The organism is Bradyrhizobium sp. CCGUVB1N3, assembly GCF_024199925.1.
GTDB lineage: Bacteria > Pseudomonadota > Alphaproteobacteria > Rhizobiales > Xanthobacteraceae > Bradyrhizobium.
The window spans coordinates 5,615,815-5,633,350 of record NZ_JANADR010000001.1; the positions used below are offsets into that span (position 1 = coordinate 5,615,815).

21 protein-coding genes and 1 tRNA gene are annotated in these 17,536 nt (G+C 64.6%); 5 read left to right on the plus strand and 17 right to left on the minus strand.

Translation table 11 applies throughout. From position 1 onward, the window contains the following. Positions 1–49: 49 nt before the first annotated feature. From NLM33_RS26775 to NLM33_RS26815, 9 genes are all read right to left on the minus strand, one after another. Positions 50–520, minus strand: coding sequence for a low molecular weight phosphatase family protein (locus NLM33_RS26775; protein ID WP_254100366.1), 471 nt, complete (start codon positions 518–520; stop codon positions 50–52). 69 nt (positions 521–589) lie between these two features. Then, a complete protein-coding gene (locus tag NLM33_RS26780; RefSeq protein WP_254100368.1) occupies positions 590–1,084 on the minus strand; it encodes a UPF0262 family protein in 495 nt (164 codons plus the stop codon). Then, on the minus strand, positions 1,081–2,376 hold the full coding sequence (gene hisD / locus NLM33_RS26785; protein WP_254100370.1) for a histidinol dehydrogenase: 1,296 nt from the start codon (positions 2,374–2,376) through the stop codon (positions 1,081–1,083). The genes NLM33_RS26780 and hisD overlap by 4 nt, the downstream gene beginning before the upstream one ends. A gap of 269 nt (positions 2,377–2,645) precedes the next feature. After that, positions 2,646–3,080 (minus strand): DUF2948 family protein, encoded by a 435-nt coding sequence (locus NLM33_RS26790; protein WP_254100372.1) that lies wholly within the window; start codon positions 3,078–3,080, stop codon positions 2,646–2,648. Between the two features lie 71 nt (positions 3,081–3,151). After that, positions 3,152–3,985: an alpha/beta fold hydrolase gene (locus NLM33_RS26795; RefSeq protein WP_254100374.1), complete on the minus strand. Its 834-nt coding sequence runs from the start codon at positions 3,983–3,985 to the stop codon at positions 3,152–3,154. Between the two features lie 127 nt (positions 3,986–4,112). Beyond that, a complete protein-coding gene (locus NLM33_RS26800) occupies positions 4,113–4,622 on the minus strand; it encodes a hypothetical protein (RefSeq protein ID WP_254100376.1) in 510 nt (169 codons plus the stop codon). Positions 4,623–4,837: 215 nt separating this feature from the next. Next, complete coding sequence (locus NLM33_RS26805; RefSeq protein WP_254100378.1) at positions 4,838–5,149, minus strand: EthD family reductase; 312 nt, start codon at positions 5,147–5,149, stop codon at positions 4,838–4,840. Positions 5,150–5,256: 107 nt separating this feature from the next. After that, positions 5,257–6,963, minus strand: a complete 1,707-nt coding sequence (locus NLM33_RS26810; RefSeq protein WP_254100380.1) for an FAD-dependent oxidoreductase — start codon at positions 6,961–6,963, stop codon at positions 5,257–5,259. A 26-nt stretch (positions 6,964–6,989) separates the two neighbouring features. After that, complete coding sequence (locus NLM33_RS26815; protein ID WP_254100382.1) at positions 6,990–7,172, minus strand: hypothetical protein; 183 nt, start codon at positions 7,170–7,172, stop codon at positions 6,990–6,992. Positions 7,173–7,492: 320 nt separating this feature from the next. Here NLM33_RS26815 and NLM33_RS26820 point away from each other — a divergent pair. Next, positions 7,493–7,567: transfer RNA gene (locus NLM33_RS26820), tRNA-Thr, on the plus strand. A 64-nt stretch (positions 7,568–7,631) separates the two neighbouring features. Further along, entirely contained in the window at positions 7,632–7,982 is a 351-nt protein-coding gene (locus NLM33_RS26825; RefSeq protein ID WP_254100384.1) for a RidA family protein, read from the plus strand. Positions 7,983–8,203: 221 nt separating this feature from the next. On the opposite strand, the gene NLM33_RS26830 is transcribed toward NLM33_RS26825, so the two are convergent. Then, entirely contained in the window at positions 8,204–8,416 is a 213-nt protein-coding gene (locus NLM33_RS26830) for a hypothetical protein (protein WP_254100386.1), read from the minus strand. Positions 8,417–8,791: 375 nt separating this feature from the next. On the opposite strand from NLM33_RS26830, the gene NLM33_RS26835 reads away from it, so the two are divergent. Further along, positions 8,792–9,433, plus strand: a complete 642-nt coding sequence (locus tag NLM33_RS26835; RefSeq protein ID WP_254100388.1) for a response regulator transcription factor — start codon at positions 8,792–8,794, stop codon at positions 9,431–9,433. A 52-nt stretch (positions 9,434–9,485) separates the two neighbouring features. On the opposite strand, the gene NLM33_RS26840 is transcribed toward NLM33_RS26835, so the two are convergent. Continuing rightward, on the minus strand, positions 9,486–10,373 hold the full coding sequence (locus tag NLM33_RS26840) for a dienelactone hydrolase family protein (RefSeq protein WP_254100390.1): 888 nt from the start codon (positions 10,371–10,373) through the stop codon (positions 9,486–9,488). A gap of 211 nt (positions 10,374–10,584) precedes the next feature. Between NLM33_RS26840 and NLM33_RS26845 the strand changes: the two genes are divergently transcribed. Together NLM33_RS26845 and NLM33_RS26850 are read left to right on the plus strand one after the other, a co-directional pair. Then, complete coding sequence (locus tag NLM33_RS26845) at positions 10,585–11,880, plus strand: O-acetylhomoserine aminocarboxypropyltransferase (protein WP_254100392.1); 1,296 nt, start codon at positions 10,585–10,587, stop codon at positions 11,878–11,880. A 4-nt stretch (positions 11,881–11,884) separates the two neighbouring features. After that, complete coding sequence (locus tag NLM33_RS26850) at positions 11,885–12,667, plus strand: alpha/beta fold hydrolase (protein ID WP_254100394.1); 783 nt, start codon at positions 11,885–11,887, stop codon at positions 12,665–12,667. Positions 12,668–12,697: 30 nt separating this feature from the next. On the opposite strand, the gene NLM33_RS26855 is transcribed toward NLM33_RS26850, so the two are convergent. The 6 genes from NLM33_RS26855 to phnL form a co-directional block, all read right to left on the minus strand. Beyond that, positions 12,698–13,651, minus strand: a complete 954-nt coding sequence (locus tag NLM33_RS26855; RefSeq protein ID WP_254100396.1) for an aliphatic sulfonate ABC transporter substrate-binding protein — start codon at positions 13,649–13,651, stop codon at positions 12,698–12,700. Positions 13,652–13,678: 27 nt separating this feature from the next. Then, on the minus strand, positions 13,679–13,888 hold the full coding sequence (locus NLM33_RS26860; protein WP_254100398.1) for a hypothetical protein: 210 nt from the start codon (positions 13,886–13,888) through the stop codon (positions 13,679–13,681). 554 nt (positions 13,889–14,442) lie between these two features. Next, positions 14,443–15,054 (minus strand): pyridoxamine 5'-phosphate oxidase family protein, encoded by a 612-nt coding sequence (locus NLM33_RS26865; RefSeq protein ID WP_254100400.1) that lies wholly within the window; start codon positions 15,052–15,054, stop codon positions 14,443–14,445. A gap of 16 nt (positions 15,055–15,070) precedes the next feature. Then, positions 15,071–15,667, minus strand: coding sequence for a phosphonate metabolism protein/1,5-bisphosphokinase (PRPP-forming) PhnN (phnN, locus tag NLM33_RS26870; protein ID WP_254100402.1), 597 nt, complete (start codon positions 15,665–15,667; stop codon positions 15,071–15,073). After that, positions 15,664–16,821, minus strand: a complete 1,158-nt coding sequence (locus tag NLM33_RS26875) for an alpha-D-ribose 1-methylphosphonate 5-triphosphate diphosphatase (RefSeq protein ID WP_254100404.1) — start codon at positions 16,819–16,821, stop codon at positions 15,664–15,666. Before NLM33_RS26875 ends, phnN begins: the two co-directional genes overlap by 4 nt. An 11-nt stretch (positions 16,822–16,832) precedes the next feature. Next, positions 16,833–17,531 carry a phosphonate C-P lyase system protein PhnL gene (gene phnL / locus NLM33_RS26880; protein ID WP_254100406.1) on the minus strand — a complete coding sequence of 233 codons (699 nt, stop codon included), beginning with the start codon at positions 17,529–17,531 and terminating at the stop codon, positions 16,833–16,835. Between the last annotated feature and the right edge of the window lie 5 nt (positions 17,532–17,536).

Here is a 17,536-nt window from a genome sequence, read left to right on the forward strand (position 1 = left end):
CAGATGCATGTGCCTGCGGTCTGTGACGCCGGTGTTACGTCGCTTCGCCTCACCCGCTCGCCGCGCCCGCCTTCGCAAAGCGCTTGCGGATGCGCAGGAGGAGCTGATCGCAGACTTCGCGGTAGGCGGCGAGCTTCTGGTCGCGGCTGCCTTCAGTGCCGGTCGGATCGTGCGTCGGCCAGTATTCGACGTCGGCGGCGAGCGTGCGCGTCAGCTCCAGCGCCTTGTGATGCGCTTCGGGCGACAGCGTGATGATGAGGTCGAAATTCAGCCCCTCCCAGTCCTCCAGCTCCTCGAAGGTCTGCGGCTTGTGGGTGGAGATGTCCTGCCCGAGCTCGGCCATCACGGCGACCGCAAAGGGATCGAGCTCGCCCTTCCTGGCGCCGGCGGATTTGACGTAGAGGGCCTGCGGAAACATGTGCTGCAACAGGCTTTCGGCCATCGGCGAGCGCACGCTGTTCAGCGCGCAGGCAAACAGCACCGATTGCGAATCGCGTGCGCGTGGGGGCGCCGCTGCCATCCGTTAGCCTTCTTTAGTAGAGGGCATGGCCTTATCGGAAAACCGCTGCACACTTTTCCGGGCCATGCCCTAGCCTTTCCAATGAAGGACGGTGATGAGCGTGAACAGCCGGCGCGAGGTCTCGAAATCGACCCGCACCTTGCCCTTCAGCCGCTCCTGGAGCGTGCGCGATCCCTCGTCATGGATGCCGCGGCGGCCCATGTCGATGGCCTCGATCTTGTCCGGCGTCGCGGTCCGGATCGCCTGGTAGTAGCTGTCGCAGATCATGAAATAGTCCTTCACGATCCGACGGAATGGCGTCAGCGACAACAGATGCGCGACCACGGGCGTGCCGTCCCCGCGGCGGATGTCGAACATCAAGCGGTTGCCGGTGATGCCGATATGCAGCGTGAACGGGCCCTGGCCGTCGGCTCCTTCCGGCGCGAACAGGTTCTGCTCGATCAGATCGTAGATCGCGATCGCGCGCTCATGCTCGATGTCCGGCCCGGAGCGGCCGATCGATTCCTCGTCGAGCGTGACGCCGACGATGCGATTCTGCGTGTCGTCCTGTGCGGGCTTGTTCATGACAGATTGAGGCGCAATCCCACCGAACGCGCATGGGCGTCCAGCCCTTCCGCTTTGCCGAGCGTCATCGCGGCGGGCCCGAGCGCACGGAGTTGATCGGGGCCGCACTTAAGGATCGAGGTGCGCTTCATGAAGTCGTGCACCGAAAGCCCCGAGGAAAAGCGCGCCGAACGCGCGGTCGGCAGCACGTGGTTGGAGCCGCCGACATAGTCGCCGATCGCTTCCGGCGTGTGCGGCCCAAGGAACACGGCGCCAGCATTGCGGATCCGGCCTGCGAGCGCGTCCGCGTCCCTCGTCATGACCTCGAGATGCTCGGCGGCGATGGCGTCCGCGAGCGGGATGGCTTCTTCGAGGGTCTTCACCATGATGACGGCACCGAAATCGGCCCAGGAGGCGCCGGCGATCGCCGCGCGCGGCAGCGTCTTCAACTGCGCTTCGACCGCCGCTTCGACATCGGCGGCGAGCCGCGCGCTATCGGTGATGAGGATCGACTGCGCGCTCGAATCATGCTCGGCCTGGGCCAACAGGTCGGCGGCGATCCAGTCGGCATTGCCGGTGTCGTCGGCGATGACCAGCACTTCGGAGGGACCTGCGATCATGTCGATGCCGACCTTGCCGAACACCAGCCGTTTGGCGGCGGCGACATAGGCGTTGCCGGGGCCGACGATTTTTGCGACCGGCGCGATCGTCGCGGTGCCATGGGCGAGCGCGGCGACGGCCTGCGCGCCGCCGACGCGATAGATCTCGCTGACGCCGCCGAGATGGGCGGCCGCCAGCACCAGCGGATTGAGCTTGCCTTCGGGCGCCGGCACCACCATCACGAGGCGCGCAACGCCGGCAACCTTCGCCGGCACCGCATTCATCAGCACCGAGGACGGATAGGCCGCGGTACCGCCGGGCACGTAGAGGCCGGCCGATTCGATCGCCGTGTAGCGCCAGCCGAGCTCGACGCCGAGCGAATCGGTGAAGCGCTCATCCTTCGGCAGTTGACGCGCGTGATAGGTCTCGATGCGGTCGCGGGCGAGCTTGAGCGCATCCAGCGTTGCGGCATCGCAGGCTTTTGTCGCGGCCTCGATGTCAGCCGCCGAGACGCGCAGGGAGCCCGCATCGAGCTCGAGCCGGTCGAACTTGCGCGTCGCCTCGATCAGCGCGGCATCGCCGCGCCTTGCCACATCATCGACGATGGCGCGCGCGGCGGCCTCGACGTCGGCCGAGACCTCGCGCTTGGCGGCGAGGAAGGCCGCAAATCGCTGGTCGAAATCGGCGCTGCTGCGGTCGAGGCGAATGGGCATGTTGCGACGGTCTTTGGCTGGTCTTTGGGGGTGGATCGGCGTCACTAGGTCCCCTGCTCAATGGCGCGGCGGGCCACCGCCGTCAACCCTTGGCAATCCGCCCTCGTCCTGGCTTGACGTCGTCCTGGCGAAAGCCAGGACCCATTATCCCAAGTCCTTGTTATTGAAACGAGATGTGGGCCCCGGTTCGATCCATCACGGCCACCGGTGGTAATGGGTCCTGGCTTTCGCCAGGACGACACCGGAGTACGTGCACCGCCCTGCCCCCTTTACGCCGCCTCCCCACCCTCCCCCGTTCCCAGCTCATCCATGCCCAGATCGGTCAGCTCGCATTCCAGGCATTCGACGTCGAGCCGGATCGCGCCGCCATGGGCGAACAGGAGCAGCGCGCTGCCCCCGGGCGCGTTTTGGCCGTGAAACTCGATACCGACGAGGTCCAAGACCCTCTCGGGTGCGGCGAGGTCGATATTGCGCGATTTGCAGGCGAGCACGCGGTCGAAGCGGAGCGCGGAGACCAGCCGGCGCGGCGCGGTCTCGCCGTCCAGCGTCTGCTCCCAATCCAGCCGGTTCATGCCGACCACCAGCCGCTTCTCGCCCTGCCGCCAGATGATGTCGGAGGTCTGCACCCGCGCGTCCTGCACATGGGTGGAGATGACGGCGAGGTCGTCGGCATCGAGAGCAATCAGCTTGAGCTGCGGCGGCATCGGCCTACACCTCTCATGGACGTCGCGGGGCTGCGCCTCAACGCAGCCGGACCGAGGCGGTTTCCGAGAGACTACCCGGCCGCCCCGTCAAAAAACGCCAGCAGGTCGGCGTTGATGGTTTCGGCTTCGGTGGTCGGCATGCCGTGCGGGAAGCCCTTATACGTTTTCAGCGTGCCGTTCTTCAGAAGCTTGGCCGAGAGCGGCGCGGAGTCGGCGTAAGGCACGATCTGGTCGTCGTCGCCGTGCATGACGAGAACGGGCACGTTGATCTTCTTCAGATCCTCGGTGAAGTCGGTCTGCGAGAAGGCGACGACGCCGTCGTAATGCGCTTTCGCACCGCCCATCATGCCCTGACGCCACCAGTTCTGGATCACCGCTTCCGACGGCTTTGCGCCGGGACGATTGTAGCCATAGAACGGGCCGGCCGGCAGATCACGATAGAATTGCGAACGGCTGGCCGCGAGTTGCGCCTGCAGTCCGTCAAACACCTCCTTGGGCAGGCCGCCGGGATTGGCCGGCGTCTGCACCATCAGCGGCGGCACCGCCGAGAGGATTGCAGCCTTCGCCACGCGGCTTTCGCCGTGACGGGCGATGTAGTGCACGACCTCGCCGCCACCGGTGGAATGGCCGACGTGAATGGCGTTCTTCAGATCGAGATGCGCGGTGAGTGCAGCGAGATCATCGGCATAGTGGTCCATGTCGTGGCCGTCGGCGACCTGGCTCGAGCGGCCGTGACCACGGCGGTCATGGGCGACGACGCGGTAGCCATGGTTGAGGAAGAACAGCATCTGGGCATCCCAGTCGTCCGACGACAGCGGCCAGCCATGGCTGAACACGATCGGCTGGCCCTTGCCCCAGTCCTTGAAGAAGATATCGACGCCGTCTTTGGTGATGATGGTGGGCATGATTGCTCCTTCTTGCATTTTTTTTGAGTCATTCCGGGGCGCGCTTAAGCGCGAACCCGGAATCTAGATGTTGTCGAACGAGATTCCGGGTTCGACGCTCCGCGTCGCCCCGGAATGACGAAAACAATCAAGCGAAAGCCATCGGCCTGAAGCGGCGCCAGGCGCCGATGATCACGAGCACGAAGAACACCAGCACGATGCCCTGCACGACCGCGAACACCGGGCCGGACGGCGGAGCCGGCGGCACGGCCGGCGCCAGTGCCGCCAATGCGGGCACCTTGAGGAACGACTGGATGATCAGCACGAAGACGTTGAGATAGAGCGAGATCATCGCCGTCACGACATAGATCGGCCGCCAGGCACCGGAGAGCTTCACGCCATAGAGCGCGATGCAGGCGATCGCGAGCAGAACCAGCGAGAGGATGCCGACCATATGCGACGGCAACAGCTCCTTGAACGGAAACAGGAAGCCGGTGGCGCTGGTCAGAATCGTGAACAGCAGAAAGATCGCGGTGAGGCCCGGCATTCGCTTCGAACCGAGCAATCCGAACATCACGACGATGCCCGAGGCGATCGCGATCAGGCTGATGATGACATGGAGCATCGTGAAGGCAGGCAGGCTCAACCCAAGGACCATGGTTACTCTCCCCATTGAGAAGACGGGGATGGTATTACGATCCTCATCGGACTGCACCATGCGATGTCGCGACACGCAGGCGTTAAGCCATGCGTTCGCCGTTCGATACGACGAACGCATGCCTTGATTTTGCACGGCTGTCACACGCGACCAGCACGCAACTTGCGAGCTTGCATCAAGAGGCATCGGTCAGCGGCACCGACCGATATCCGTCCTCACACTTCCTTGAACTCGTGGATCAGCATCTCGACCCCGCCGCTGGCGAATTTTGGCACGTCGGCGGCCGTGGCTTTTCCTTCGGCACTCTTGAAAGCAGCCTGGATGTCAGCGGGGCTATCGAAGGTCAGTGTGGCAATGAGGTGGTAGGGCGCAGGACCGGCAGGTGTCCCGACCGCGCCTTTGCTGACCGTGTACTTCTTCAGTCCGGGAAGTTTCTTTGCGAGGGGGACGTGCGTCTCGAAATAATATTTGTCGAAGGCCGCAGCATCGGTGGGTGTCTTGTAGAGCACGACAACGTCAGCAGGCATCTTGATCCTCCCGTTTTTGAAGTTTGTTCGTCATTAAACCCTCATGGCGAGGAGGCGCGCAAGGGCGCGCTTCTCAGGATGAGAGCGAGAGCGCTCCATAGCACAGATCAAAGCGCCGGTTTCGCGGCATCGCCGAGGAAACCGTGCAGGAATGCCACGACCTGCGCGCCTTCGCCGATGGCGCCGCCGACGCGCTTGACCGAGCCGGAGCGCACATCGCCGACGGCGTAGACGCCGGGCACGGAAGTTTCGAGCGGCGCAACGAGCCGGCCCTGGTTCTGCTCGGATTGCGCACCGGTGACGACGAATCCGCCGCGATCGAGCGTCACGCCGCAGCCGTCGAGCCAGTTGGTCGCGGGATCAGCGCCGACGAACAGGAAGAGGTTGCGGACGTCGGTGGCGTCCTCGTCGGTCGACAGCCGGCTCTTCCAGCGGATTCGTCGCAGCAGCGCGGCCTCGTCGCCTTCGAGCGCCACGATCTCGGTGTTGAACAAGAGCTCGATGTTCGGTGTCGCCTCGATGCGCTCGATGAGATAGCGCGACATGCTGGCCCCTAAGCCGCCGCCGCGGATGATCATCAGCACCTTCTTCGCGTGGCCCGACAGGAACACGGCGGCCTGCCCCGCCGAATTGCCGGCGCCGACGAGGGCCACCTCCTCGCCGGAACAAAGCCGCGCCTCGACCGGCGAGGCCCAATACCAGACGCCGCGGCCCTCGAATTTCTCCAAATTCTCGATTTCCGGCCGGCGGTAACGCGCGCCGCTCGCGACCACCACTGCACGCGAGCGCAAAGTGTCGCCGCAGTCGAGCGCCAGCGAGAACGTGCCGGCACTGCGCGAGCAATCCAGCGACTTCGCCGACATCGGGATCATGATGTCGGCGCCGAACTTCTGCGCCTGTGTAAACGCGCGGCCCGCGAGCGCCTGGCCGGAAATGCCGGTCGGAAAGCCGAGATAGTTCTCGATGCGCGCGCTGGCGCCGGCCTGGCCGCCGAAGGCGCGCGTATCGAGCACGGCAACCGAGAGGCCTTCGGAGGCCGCATAGACCGCGGTCGCAAGTCCGGCCGGTCCGCAGCCGACGATCGCGACGTCATAGATCTTTTCACCGCGGGGACCACCGATCATGCCGATGGCACGCGCCAGCTCGCTCTCGCCGGGATTGCGCAGCACGGTGCCGTCGGCGGTAACGACGAGCGGCCAATCCTCGGGCTTGGGCGAATAACGTTCGATCAGCTCGGCCGCATCGTGTTCGCGATCAGGGTCGAGCAGATGATGCGGCTGGCCATTGCGGGTGAGAAAGCCCTGCAAGCGCACCACACCGGCCGAATGCGACGGGCCGATCAGCACGGGGCCACCGACGCCACCCTGGATCAGGCTGACCCGGCGCAGGATCAGCGCGCGCATGATGCGCTCACCAAGATTGGCTTCGGCGACCAGCAGAGCGCGCAGCCGTTCGGGTGGGATCAGGAGCGTCTCGACATCGCCGTCGGCATGGCCATCGACCAGCGCCGGCCGCCCGGAGAGCTGGCCGAGTTCAGCCAGAAACTGGCCGGGTCCCTGATCGATCACCGGCGTGACGTGACCGAGCCCGTCGCGCTGGGTGATGGCGACGTGGCCCGACAGCACGACGAACATGCCCGGCCCGCGCTTGCCGGTCTCGAACAGCAGATCGCCGCTCTTGTAATACCTGATCTCGCCGAATTGGCGCAGGCGCTCGATCTCGGCCGGCGTCAGCGTCGGAAAGGTCTGCTCGGGGCGGGAGAAGCGCGAGATCAGCGTGTCCCTGTCGGTTCGTTCCGGTTCGTCCTGCGCCATCACCGCTCTCACTCATTCCAAAAGATCTAGCCGCCGGCCTTTCCGCCGATCTCCTGATCCGGGGTCGGTTCGTCCTCCTGCGAAGGATCGGCCGCCTCGGCGCGCTCGCGCGCCTGCGCCTTGCGCCGCTTCAGATTCTCGCGCAGCGCCGACTTCAGCCGATCCTGCCGGGATTCCGCCGATCGCGTCTTGTCGTTGTCTTCGGTCATCACGGGCCCATCATCATGATCGACGGCAGAATGCCATCGCGCGAGGACAGCTCAAGGGCAGGTGGCCGGCCGAAGCAACGAAGCGGCCAGAATTGGTCGAATTCAGGGTTGCGGCCAACTGGCCAGTTGGCTGGGGATTTCTTCCGGAACCAAATCGCCCCAAAGCGGGTCATTTCGGGTCAAATTGGCCGCTTCGGGCACGCAACCGGGGCAATTTATCGATTTCGCGGGGCATGCGCGCTTGCGCAGAAGGGGGGCTTGTGGCAGACATCGCCCCGCTTGGCGGGCCCGTGTCGCGGCCCGATTCTTTGCCAGCATTTGCTGCCGTAGCTCAGTGGTAGAGCACTCCCTTGGTAAGGGAGAGGTCGACAGTTCAATCCTGTCCGGCAGCACCAGCTTTCCCCCCAATTGAAGCGAGTCCTCCGCCTAGAGAACTCGCCACGCCATACGGATGCCATCGTGATCAAACGTTCCCTGCCCTATGAAGGACTGCTCCACGAGATCGTCGAGCATAATGGCGTGCTCTATCTCGGCGGCGTCGTTCCCGAGGATGCCGGGCTCGACATGGCGGGCCAGGCCGACGATGTGCTTCGCCAGTTGAAGACCCTGCTCGAGGGGGCCGGCTCCGATCTCTCCTGTGTTCTGCAGGTGACGATCTACGTGATCGATCTCGCCGACAAGGCGGCGCTCAACCAGGTGTGGAAGCGCTATTTCACCGCGGAACATCTGCCGGCGCGTGCCGCGGTCGGCGTCGCGGATCTCGGCCCGGGCGTCAAGCTGGAGCTGACGGCGACCGCCGCCCGCCGCTAGGCCCTTCCGGCCGGCGAGCCCCATCCCGTCTCCGGCAGACGGGAGACCGGCGCCAGTCTCGCTTCCAACCAAAACATCGAAAACAACCCCATGCAAAGTAGCCCATCGCCGCCAGGGGATGCCGAAGACATCTGACGCGTCGGGCAAATCAGCAGCAAAAATCCATGATCGCGGCCGCAGCGCGCGACTGACGCCCTACCGGCCGATCTTGGGGACCGGCGTCAGCCGTCCTCATCGATGGCGAGGATGGTCTCGTCGCGCGGCAAGGCGCACACCACCCGCGTGGAGTTCCGCAAAGTAATCGTCAGCCACAAGGTCTCGTCGTCGTGCGCACCGATCACGACGAGGGCATCGAGGTAGGCCGCTCCGTGGTCGTCCGCGACGGAAAAGCCGGCGCGCCTCAGCGCACTGCGCTCCTGTTCGTCAAACTTCACAATCGTCGTCTTGGTTCTAGGGAAGCCCCGCCGCTCGCCTTCTATCCGGGTTGGGCGCTGAAGCCTCGTTAATTTGCAGAAAGATAAAGCGGCACGGTATCGATTGAATTATCGCGATCTGACTGATGCGATGCTTCGCTCTGCCGTCCATCGGTAATTGAAAACCGCTCGACTTGATCGCGCACATGGCAGGCATTCGCGATCAGAAGATCACTCTTCAGCTTTCATAGGTTTAATTGGCATTCGACAGACTGAAATCGATAGAAGGCGAAAGCAGACTTAAGAAGACAAAGGCGACTTGGCCGGGCGTGAAGGCGCTGTACGGACAATCAAGAATAACAGGCAAGCACAGCTACTTTTCGTCCCAGGAGAAACATGCGCGGCATCATCCATGTCGTGGATGACGACGCGTCATTCCGAACAGCTATCCAGCGACTATTAGAAACGACGGGCTACCGGGTCCTCACTTATGCATCGGCTCAGCAATTGCTGGACCAGCCGCCAGACCAAGATGCCGGTGGTTGCATTCTTCTGGATGTCCGGATGCCGGACTTGAGCGGTCCGGAGCTTCAAAACCGTTTGACCGAACTCGGCTCGACACTGCCCATCGTGTTTCTGACCGGCTACCCGGACATCAGCCTCACGGTGAAGGCGATCAAGGCGGGAGCAGACAACTTCTTCACCAAGCCAGTCAGCTCCAACGAGCTGTTGGGTGCGATCGAAGCGGCAATGACGCGCCACGAGACAGAACGAGCGCGAAGAGGTGAATTGGAAGCGCTTCGGGCCCGGCTGTCGACGCTGAGTCCGCGCCAGCGGCAGGTCTTCGAGATCATCGTACAGGGCAAGACAAACAAGCATGCCGCGCGCGAACTTGGCTGCGCGGAGCGAACGATCAAGGCGCATCGCCAAGCGATCATGGCGAAATTGAACGTTCAATCGGTGGCTCTGCTCGTCACGATCGCCCAGCGGCTCGGCATCTCCAGTCCGGGCGAAGAAGGATCACGGGTGAGCGAGTAAGTCAGCTCGACGGGCGGCGCATGACGCCGCCCGCGCGCTACGCACGTAGCCGTCAGCTCAGCACGCCGTATTTCCTGAACCAGGCCTGCATCTGGACCCAGGCATCTTCCGCGGCGTCCTTGCGATAGCTGGGGCGGTAGTCGGCGTGGAAGCCGTGCGGGGCATCCTTGTAGATCTTGAACTCGGCCGTCTTCTTGTTCTGCTCGAGCGCGGCCTTCATCTGCTCGACCTGCGCGACCGAAATGCCGGTATCGGCTTCGCCATACAGGCCGAGCACGGGCGCCTTCATCTCGGGTGCGAGCTGAAGCGGGCTCTTCGGCCACACCGGATTGGCTGGATCGACGAGCGAGCCGTAGAACGCGGCGGCCGCTTTCAGCGCATCGCTAAGCGCGGCATATTCCCAGACGTAGCGCCCGCCGCGGCAGAATCCGATCATGCCGAGCCTGTTGGTGTCGCCGCCCTGCGACGCGGCCCAGGCGACCGTGGCGTCGAGATCGGCGAAAAGCTCGGCATCCGGCTTGGCGTTGACGATGGGCAGGAGCTCCTTGACGTCGGTGACCTTGGTCAGGTCCGGCCCCTTGTTGAAGTAGTAATTGGGCGCGATCGCCAAGGCGCCGAGCTTGGCGAGCCGCCGCGTCACGTCCTTGATGTATTCGTGCAGGCCAAAAATCTCCATGGCCACCAGGACCACCGGCGGGCGGCTGACGCCGGACGGACGTGCATAGTAGCCGGGCATTTCGCCCTCGCCGACCTTGATCTGGACGTCTCCAGCCTGAAGGCCGGTCGTGTCGGTGGTGATGATTTCGGCGCGGACGGGACCCGCGGCTAGCGTGTAACCCGCAGCGACCGCCGCGGTCGCGCTCATGAAGGTGCGGCGCGAGACCGGAGCGACCCTGGTCAACCCAATTACGTCGGCAGTCATGGTGGTTTCGGCAGTCATTCGGCTTGTCCCTTTGTCTGATGTTCGAGCGCGATGAATTTCATCGGCAATTCGGCACCGAAACGCAAGTCACCAGCCTGCGAGGATTCGCGACGTGACGTTAGGCTCCGCTGGTGAGCGGGGATCAGGCATGATCGCAAGTACGGGCTGACGCCGCGCCTCGATTTGTGGCACAACGGCCATCCCCGCCGACCGACCAACGAGGCCAAGCATGCCCGCGCCCAAGCCGCCTGCCTTCGAAACCCTGAGCCTGCATGCGGGCCAGCATCCGGATCCCGCGACCGGTGCTCGTGCGGTGCCGATCTATCAGACCACGTCTTACGTGTTCGGGGATACCGACCATGCGGCGGCGCTGTTCAATCTGGAGCGCGCCGGCCACATCTATACGCGGATCTCCAATCCGACCACGGGCGTGCTGGAGGAGCGGCTCGCGGCGCTGGAGGGCGGCGTCGGCGCGATCTGCACCGCCAGCGGCCAGGCGGCGATGCATCTGGCCATCGCCACGCTGCTCAATGCCGGCGACCACATCGTGGCGTCGAGCTCGCTCTATGGCGGCACCATCAACCTGCTCGCACACACACTGCCGCGCTTCGGCATCACCACGACATTCGTGAAGCCGCGCGACCACGATGCGTTCCGTGCCGCGATCAGGCCGAACACCAAGCTGGTGATCGGCGAGACCATCGGCAATCCGGGACTGGAGGTGCTTGATATCCCGAAGGTCGCTGGTATCGCGCATGATGCGAAAATTCCGCTGCTGATCGACAACACTTTTGCCACGCCCTATCTCAGCCGGCCGATCGAGCTCGGCGCCGACATCGTGATGCATTCGGCGACCAAGTGGATCGGCGGCCATGGCATCGCGATCGGCGGCGCCGTCATCGACGGTGGGCGGTTTGACTGGCGCGGGTCCGGCAAGTTCGCCGTGCTCACCGAGCCCTATGCCGGCTATCACGGCATGGTCTTCGACGAACAGTTCGGCACGGCCGCCTTCATCATGCGCGCGCGCACGGAAGGCCTGCGCGATTTCGGCGCCTGCATGTCGCCGACCAATGCCTTCCAGTTGTTGCAGGGCGTCGAGACGCTGCCCGTGCGCATGGACCGCCACATGCAGAACACGCATATCGTGCTGGATGCGCTGAAGTCCAACAAAGCCGTCGACTGGGTGCTGCATCCCTCGCTGGAGACTCACCCGGACTATCAGCTCGCAAAACAGCTGCTGCCGCGCGGCGCGGGCTCGATCGTCTCCTTCGGCATCAAGGGCGGCCGCGCGGCGGGAAGAAAATTCATCGAGTCGCTGCGCATGATCAGCCATCTGGCGAACGTCGGCGACGCCAAGACGCTGGTGATCCATCCCGCGAGCACCACGCATCAGCAGATGGATGCCGAGCAGCTCAAGGCGGCCGGCATCGGGGAGGAGTTGGTCCGGCTGTCGGTCGGCATCGAGACGGCCTCCGACATCATCGACGATCTCGCCCAAGCGCTGCGCATCTCGCAAAAGGTCTGAAGCCATGAAGCTCTCCGTCAACGGCGCCGAGGTGTTTGTCGCAACCGGTGGCCGTGAATTCGACAAGTCCTGGCCGACCGTGCTGTTCATCCACGGCGCGGGTTTCGATCACTCAACCTGGGCGCTGCATACGCGGTGGTTCGCGCATCACGGCTATTCCGTGCTGGCCCCCGACCTGCCCGGCCACGGCCGCTCGGCCGGACCGTCTCTGTCCAGCATTGCGGAGATGGCCGACTGGACCGGCGCCCTGCTCGGTGCGGCCGGCGTGGCGAAGGCGCACCTGATCGGCCATTCGATGGGATCTCTGATCTCGCTGGAGACCGCGGCGCGCCACCCCGACAAGATCGCGGCGCTGAGCCTGATCGGCACGGCCGCAACCATGACGGTCGGGCCTGATCTGTTGAAGGCCGCAGAGGCCAACGACCAGGACGCCATCGACATGGTCTCGATCTGGGGCCTCGGCTTCAAGGCCGAGCTCGGCGGCAGCCTCGCACCGGGCCTGTGGATGCATGGCGGCGCACAGGCCGTGTTGAAACACTGCGAGCCGGGCGTGCTGTTCAAGGATTTGTCCGCCTGCAATTCCTACACGAATGCGCTCGCGGCTGCCGCGACCGTGAAGGTGCCGACCACACTCATCCTCGGCGAACGGGACATGATGACGCCCGCGAAAGCTGGCAAGGCGCTGGCCGCGGCAATACCGCATGCGCGGACCACCGTCGTGCCGGGCGCCGGCCACATGATCATGGCCGAGCGCCCCGATGAATTGCTAGCGGCGCTTAAGGGCTAGCGGAGACCGCTTCAACCCTTCGACGCGTCATCACGACCCCGGCGTCCACTTCCAGACGATGTCGGTGACATTGACCGGCTTCGGGATCAGGCCGAGTTTTGCGAAGCGGTCGGCGACCGCCTGCTGGCTCCTGATCACGTCTGCATCGAGCGGCACCACGCGGTAGTTGGAGCGCTCGACAAAGCGCTTGATGGCCTCGATGTCGACGCCGGTGGCCTCGGCTTGCGCCTTGGCGACCTCCTCGTGATGGCTGTCAGCCCAGACGCCTTCGGCGGCGAAAGCCGCGTTGAGCTTGGCGACCAGCGAGGGATATTTTTCGACGAAGTCGGAGCCGGCGATGTAGAACGCGTTCGGCTTGGCGATGTCCCTGTCGAGGATGAGCACGCGCGCGTTCTCCTTCTGCTCGGCAAGCGCGAAGTAGGGATCCCAGATCGACCAGGCATCGACCGCCCCCTTGACGAATGCCACTGTCGCATCGGCCGGCGCTAGCGGCGCAGGCGTGATGTCACTCCAGGCGAGTCCACCCTTCTCGAGCGCTGCGACCAGCAGATTATGCGCGCTCGATCCCTTGCCGAAGGCGATGCGCTTGCCCTTGAGATCGGCGAGCGTGTGAATTGGCGAATCCTTCGGCACGATGATCGCCTGCGACGTGCCGTCCGATTTCACCGCGGCGACATAGCGGATCTTCGCGCTGCCGGCCTGAGCGAAGATCGGCGGGGTGTCGCCGACATAGCCGAAATCGACGCTGCCGACATTGATGGCTTCCAGGAGCGGCGGACCGAACTGGAAGTCGACCCATTTGATCTCGATGCCGAGCGGCCTGAAGGCGTCCTCGATCGTGTGACGCTGACGGACCGCCGGGAAGAAGCCGCCCTTCTGGGTGCCGATGCGGATTTCGGTCGGCTTGTCTTCGGCGCGCGCGGGAGCGGCGAGCGCGGTTGCGAGCAGCAGCGCGGTGGTCAAGATGGATCGTCGTGTGATCATGGCAGATGATTCCTTATCGTCGCCGTTTCAGATGGCGAAGTGCGATTGATTGAGGAGATGGCGCCGCTCGGAGAACACCGCGCGCGCGGCGCGCTCGGCGTCGCGGGCCGAACGGAACTGGCGACCTTCGAGGCTGTCGAACAGGCGCTCGGAGGAGAAGAAACGGAAACCGTGCGCATCGCGCGCGATGATGCCGGCAGTGCGGTCGTGGACTTCGATGATGTAGGCTTTGGTCATGGCTGCTCATTCGCCGGGAGTTCGGCGTTCCTGTCTCTGAAATTTGCGATTGCAGGTGTGGCTGAAGTAGCGGTCAGCAACAACAGCGGCCAGTCGCCGCAGAGAAGCAGCGGCGCGTCATGCGCGCGGGCATGTCGCTCTGAACTCGCTGGTCATTCGTTCTCATGCTGCGGTTTTCGGCATCGCGGGAGCAGTTTCGATGCAGCGAATATCGGGCGATCGAGGCGATCGGTCAATGAAATGGGTATCCATATTTCGTGCGGCGGCGTATGCGGGCTTCTCTGTGCGCGAACGGCGACGAATGGAATTATCTCGCGATAGGTCTAAGTGTCAGCGCGATCTCGCTTCCCTTCTCCCCTTGCGGGAGAAGGTGGCATAGGCGGCCTTCGGCCGCCGTTCTCAAGAACGCCGATGCTCCGCATCGGCTATGGCGCCGGATGAGGGGCTTTATCCGCGCATATCAACTGCGAGGAGCACTCGCGGAGAGAACCCCTCACCCGGCTTCGCGTTCCGCGAAGCCACCCTCTCCCACAAGGGGAGAGGGTAAGAAAGAATCACCACATCGTCGCGGCCGCGCGGGCGGGCCAGGCACGGTCGTACTCTTCGCCGCCGACCTTGTTGTCGCTCAGCTCGGCGAGGATCTGGCCGGGAGTCGGCAAGGTCTTGGGATCGACGCGCTTGTCGGGATTCCAGAGATCGGAGCGGACGATGGCACGGGCGCACTGGAAATAGAGCTCATCGATGGTCATGACCATGACGCTGCGCGGCGCCTTGCCGTCGACCTTGAAGGAGGCGAGCAGCTCCGGATCGACGGAGATATGCGCCTGCCCGTTGACACGGATCGCATTGCCGGAGCCGGGGATCAGGAACATCAGGGAGACGCGCGGATCGCGAACGATGTTGCGCAAGGAATCGATGCGGTTGTTGCCGCGGCGGTCCGGCAGCATCAGCGTCTTCGGGTCATGAATGCGCACGAAGCCCGGCAGATCGCCGCGCGGCGAGCAGTCGATGCCCTCCGGGCCGATCGTGGCCAGCGCGGCAAAGGGCGATGTCTCGATGAAGACGCGGTAGAGCGGCGTGACGTGATCGGCGACCTTCACGGTCGAGGCGTCGCCGGTGACGCCATAGATCGCTTCGAGCTCCTCGACCGTCGTGATCACCGTCATTCTACCTGCTCCTTTGCTACTCGCGCCAGCATTCGTTGCGGATCACGCGGACGAGCTGGCGGCTGTGATAATCGGCGCTGCCGGCATTGACGATCGTGACGTCGGCATGCGCCGACGTATCATCGACATGCCGTTCGAGCCGCTCCTGGATATTGCCATCGCTGCGGCGCGCCCGCGCGGCGAGACGCTGCGCGAGCACGTCCGGCGGCGCCGTGATCGCGACCACCACGACGTTGGCGTAGGCCTGGCGCAGCGCGCCTATCACCGTGCGCGAGACGTTGACGACGACCGTGCTGCCGGCGCGGATATCGTCGTTGATCTCGATCGGCAGAGCATAAGAGAGGCCATGTGCCTGCCAGTGCGCGGCGAAATCACCGCCGTCCAGCGCGCGGCGGAATTCGTCCGGAGTCACGGACACATTGTCCTCGGCGGCGGATGCCTCGCGCGTCACGATCCGGCGCGGAAAGACCACATCGTGATCTTCAGCGAGGGCGGTTTTGGCAAGACCAAGCAGCGTATCCTTGCCGGCGCCACTGGGACCGACGACCAGGACCAGGCGTCCGGGCCCGATCGCCGCGGTCTGTTGTGGCGCAATCGATGGGCTCTCGCTCATGCGACGCGGCCTCCTTCCCGCCAGACGCTGCGGACCACGGGAACGCTGCCTGCGACATGGACGCGGATCAGATCGGCGCGCTTGCCGACCGCGATCTCGCCGCGGTCGGTGAGCCCGACGGCCTCGGCCGGCGCCTTCGTCACCGTGCGGATCGCGGCCGGGAGGCTGATCGCCGGCACATGCTGCGGCAGTTGCAGCGCGGCCATCAAAAGGCTCGACGGAATGTAGTCGGACGACAGGATGTCCAGGAGCCCCTCGCGCGCGAGATCGACGGCAGCGATGTTGCCGGAATGCGAGCCGCCGCGCACCACGTTCGGCGCACCCATCAGGATGTCGATGCCGGCGGCGTGCAGGCCGCGCGCAGCTTCCACCGTGGTCGGGAATTCCGCCACTGCGACGCCGTCGCGGATCGCGTCGGTGACGTTCTCCTCGGTGGTGTCGTCATGGCTTGCGAGCGGAATCCTGTAGTCCTGCGCCAGCGCCACGATCTCGCGCATGTTGTTCGCGGCATAGGTCTGCTGGTACGTGAAGCGCCTGGCAAAGAGCTCATCGAGCTGGGCGTCAGTCATGCCTCCGCCCTTGCCGCGATAATAGTCGCGCAGCTTGACCTCGTCGCGGAACTGGCGCTGGCCGGGCGTGTGATCCATCAGCGACATCAGCCGCACGTCGGGACGGCCGATGAGCTCCCTGGCCTCCTCGACCACGCTCGGCATCGGGATTTCGCAGCGCAGATGCAGGAAGTGATCGGCACGCAAGAGATTGTGCTCGCGCGCTATGGAGATGGCAGTCGCCAGCGTGCCCGCACGGCCGTCGACCTCCTCCGCGCCGTCCTCGCGCCAGACCCGCAGCGAGTCCAGCACCGTGGTGATGCCTGATGTCGCAAGCTGCCCGTCATAGGAGATGACGGCGGCGACGGGATCCCAGAACACCTTTGGACGCGGCACGTAGTGAGCTTCAAGATGATCGGTGTGCAGCTCGATCAGGCCCGGCGTGATCAGATCGCCGCCGGCGTCCTCGGCGCCTGCGGGCGCCGTGCCCTCACCGATCTCGGCGATACAACCCTTTGCAAGAGCGATCCAGCCCCGCTCGATCACGCTGTCGGCCAGTACGATCCTGGCGTTGGCGATCACGGTTTCATTCGGCTTCACGTTCATTTCCAGGTCCTTCAGGCCGCAGCGGCAAAACTGGTGACGTCGACGATGCGGTCGGCGATCCGATGGCGGATCTCGTCGTCATGGACGATGGCGACCATGGCTGTGCCCTTGTGTTTTTTCTCCGCGATCAGCTCGACGACGACGGCTCGGTTGGCGGCGTCGAGCGAAGCGGTCGGCTCGTCGAGCAGCAGGATCGGCAGCTCCGGAATGAAGCCGCGCGCGATGTTGACGCGCTGCTGCTCGCCGCCCGAGAAAGTCGCGGGCGGGAGCTGCCAGAGGCGCTCGGGGATATTGAGGCGATGCAGCAGTGCGCCCGCGCGCTGTTGCGCCTCGGGTCGCGCCACGCCGCTTGCGATCAGCGGCTCGGCGACGACGTCGATGGTCGCAACACGCGGCACAGCGCGCAGGAACTGGCTGACATAGCCGATCGTGTCGCGGCGGACGTTGAGGATCTGCCGCGGCTCGGCGCTGGCAAGATCGATCAGGCTACCGCGATGGCGGATGCCGATGCGGCCGCCGTCGCAGCGATAATTGCCGAAGATCATTTTCAGGATCGACGATTTGCCCGCACCGGACGGGCCGGACAGCACGACGCACTCGCCGGGATTGACGCGGAACGTCACGCCTCGCACGACGGGCAGCTCGACGCCACCCTGAAGGTGCATCGTAAAGGTCTTTTGCGCGTCGGCGACGTCGATCATGGCGGTCATCGGGC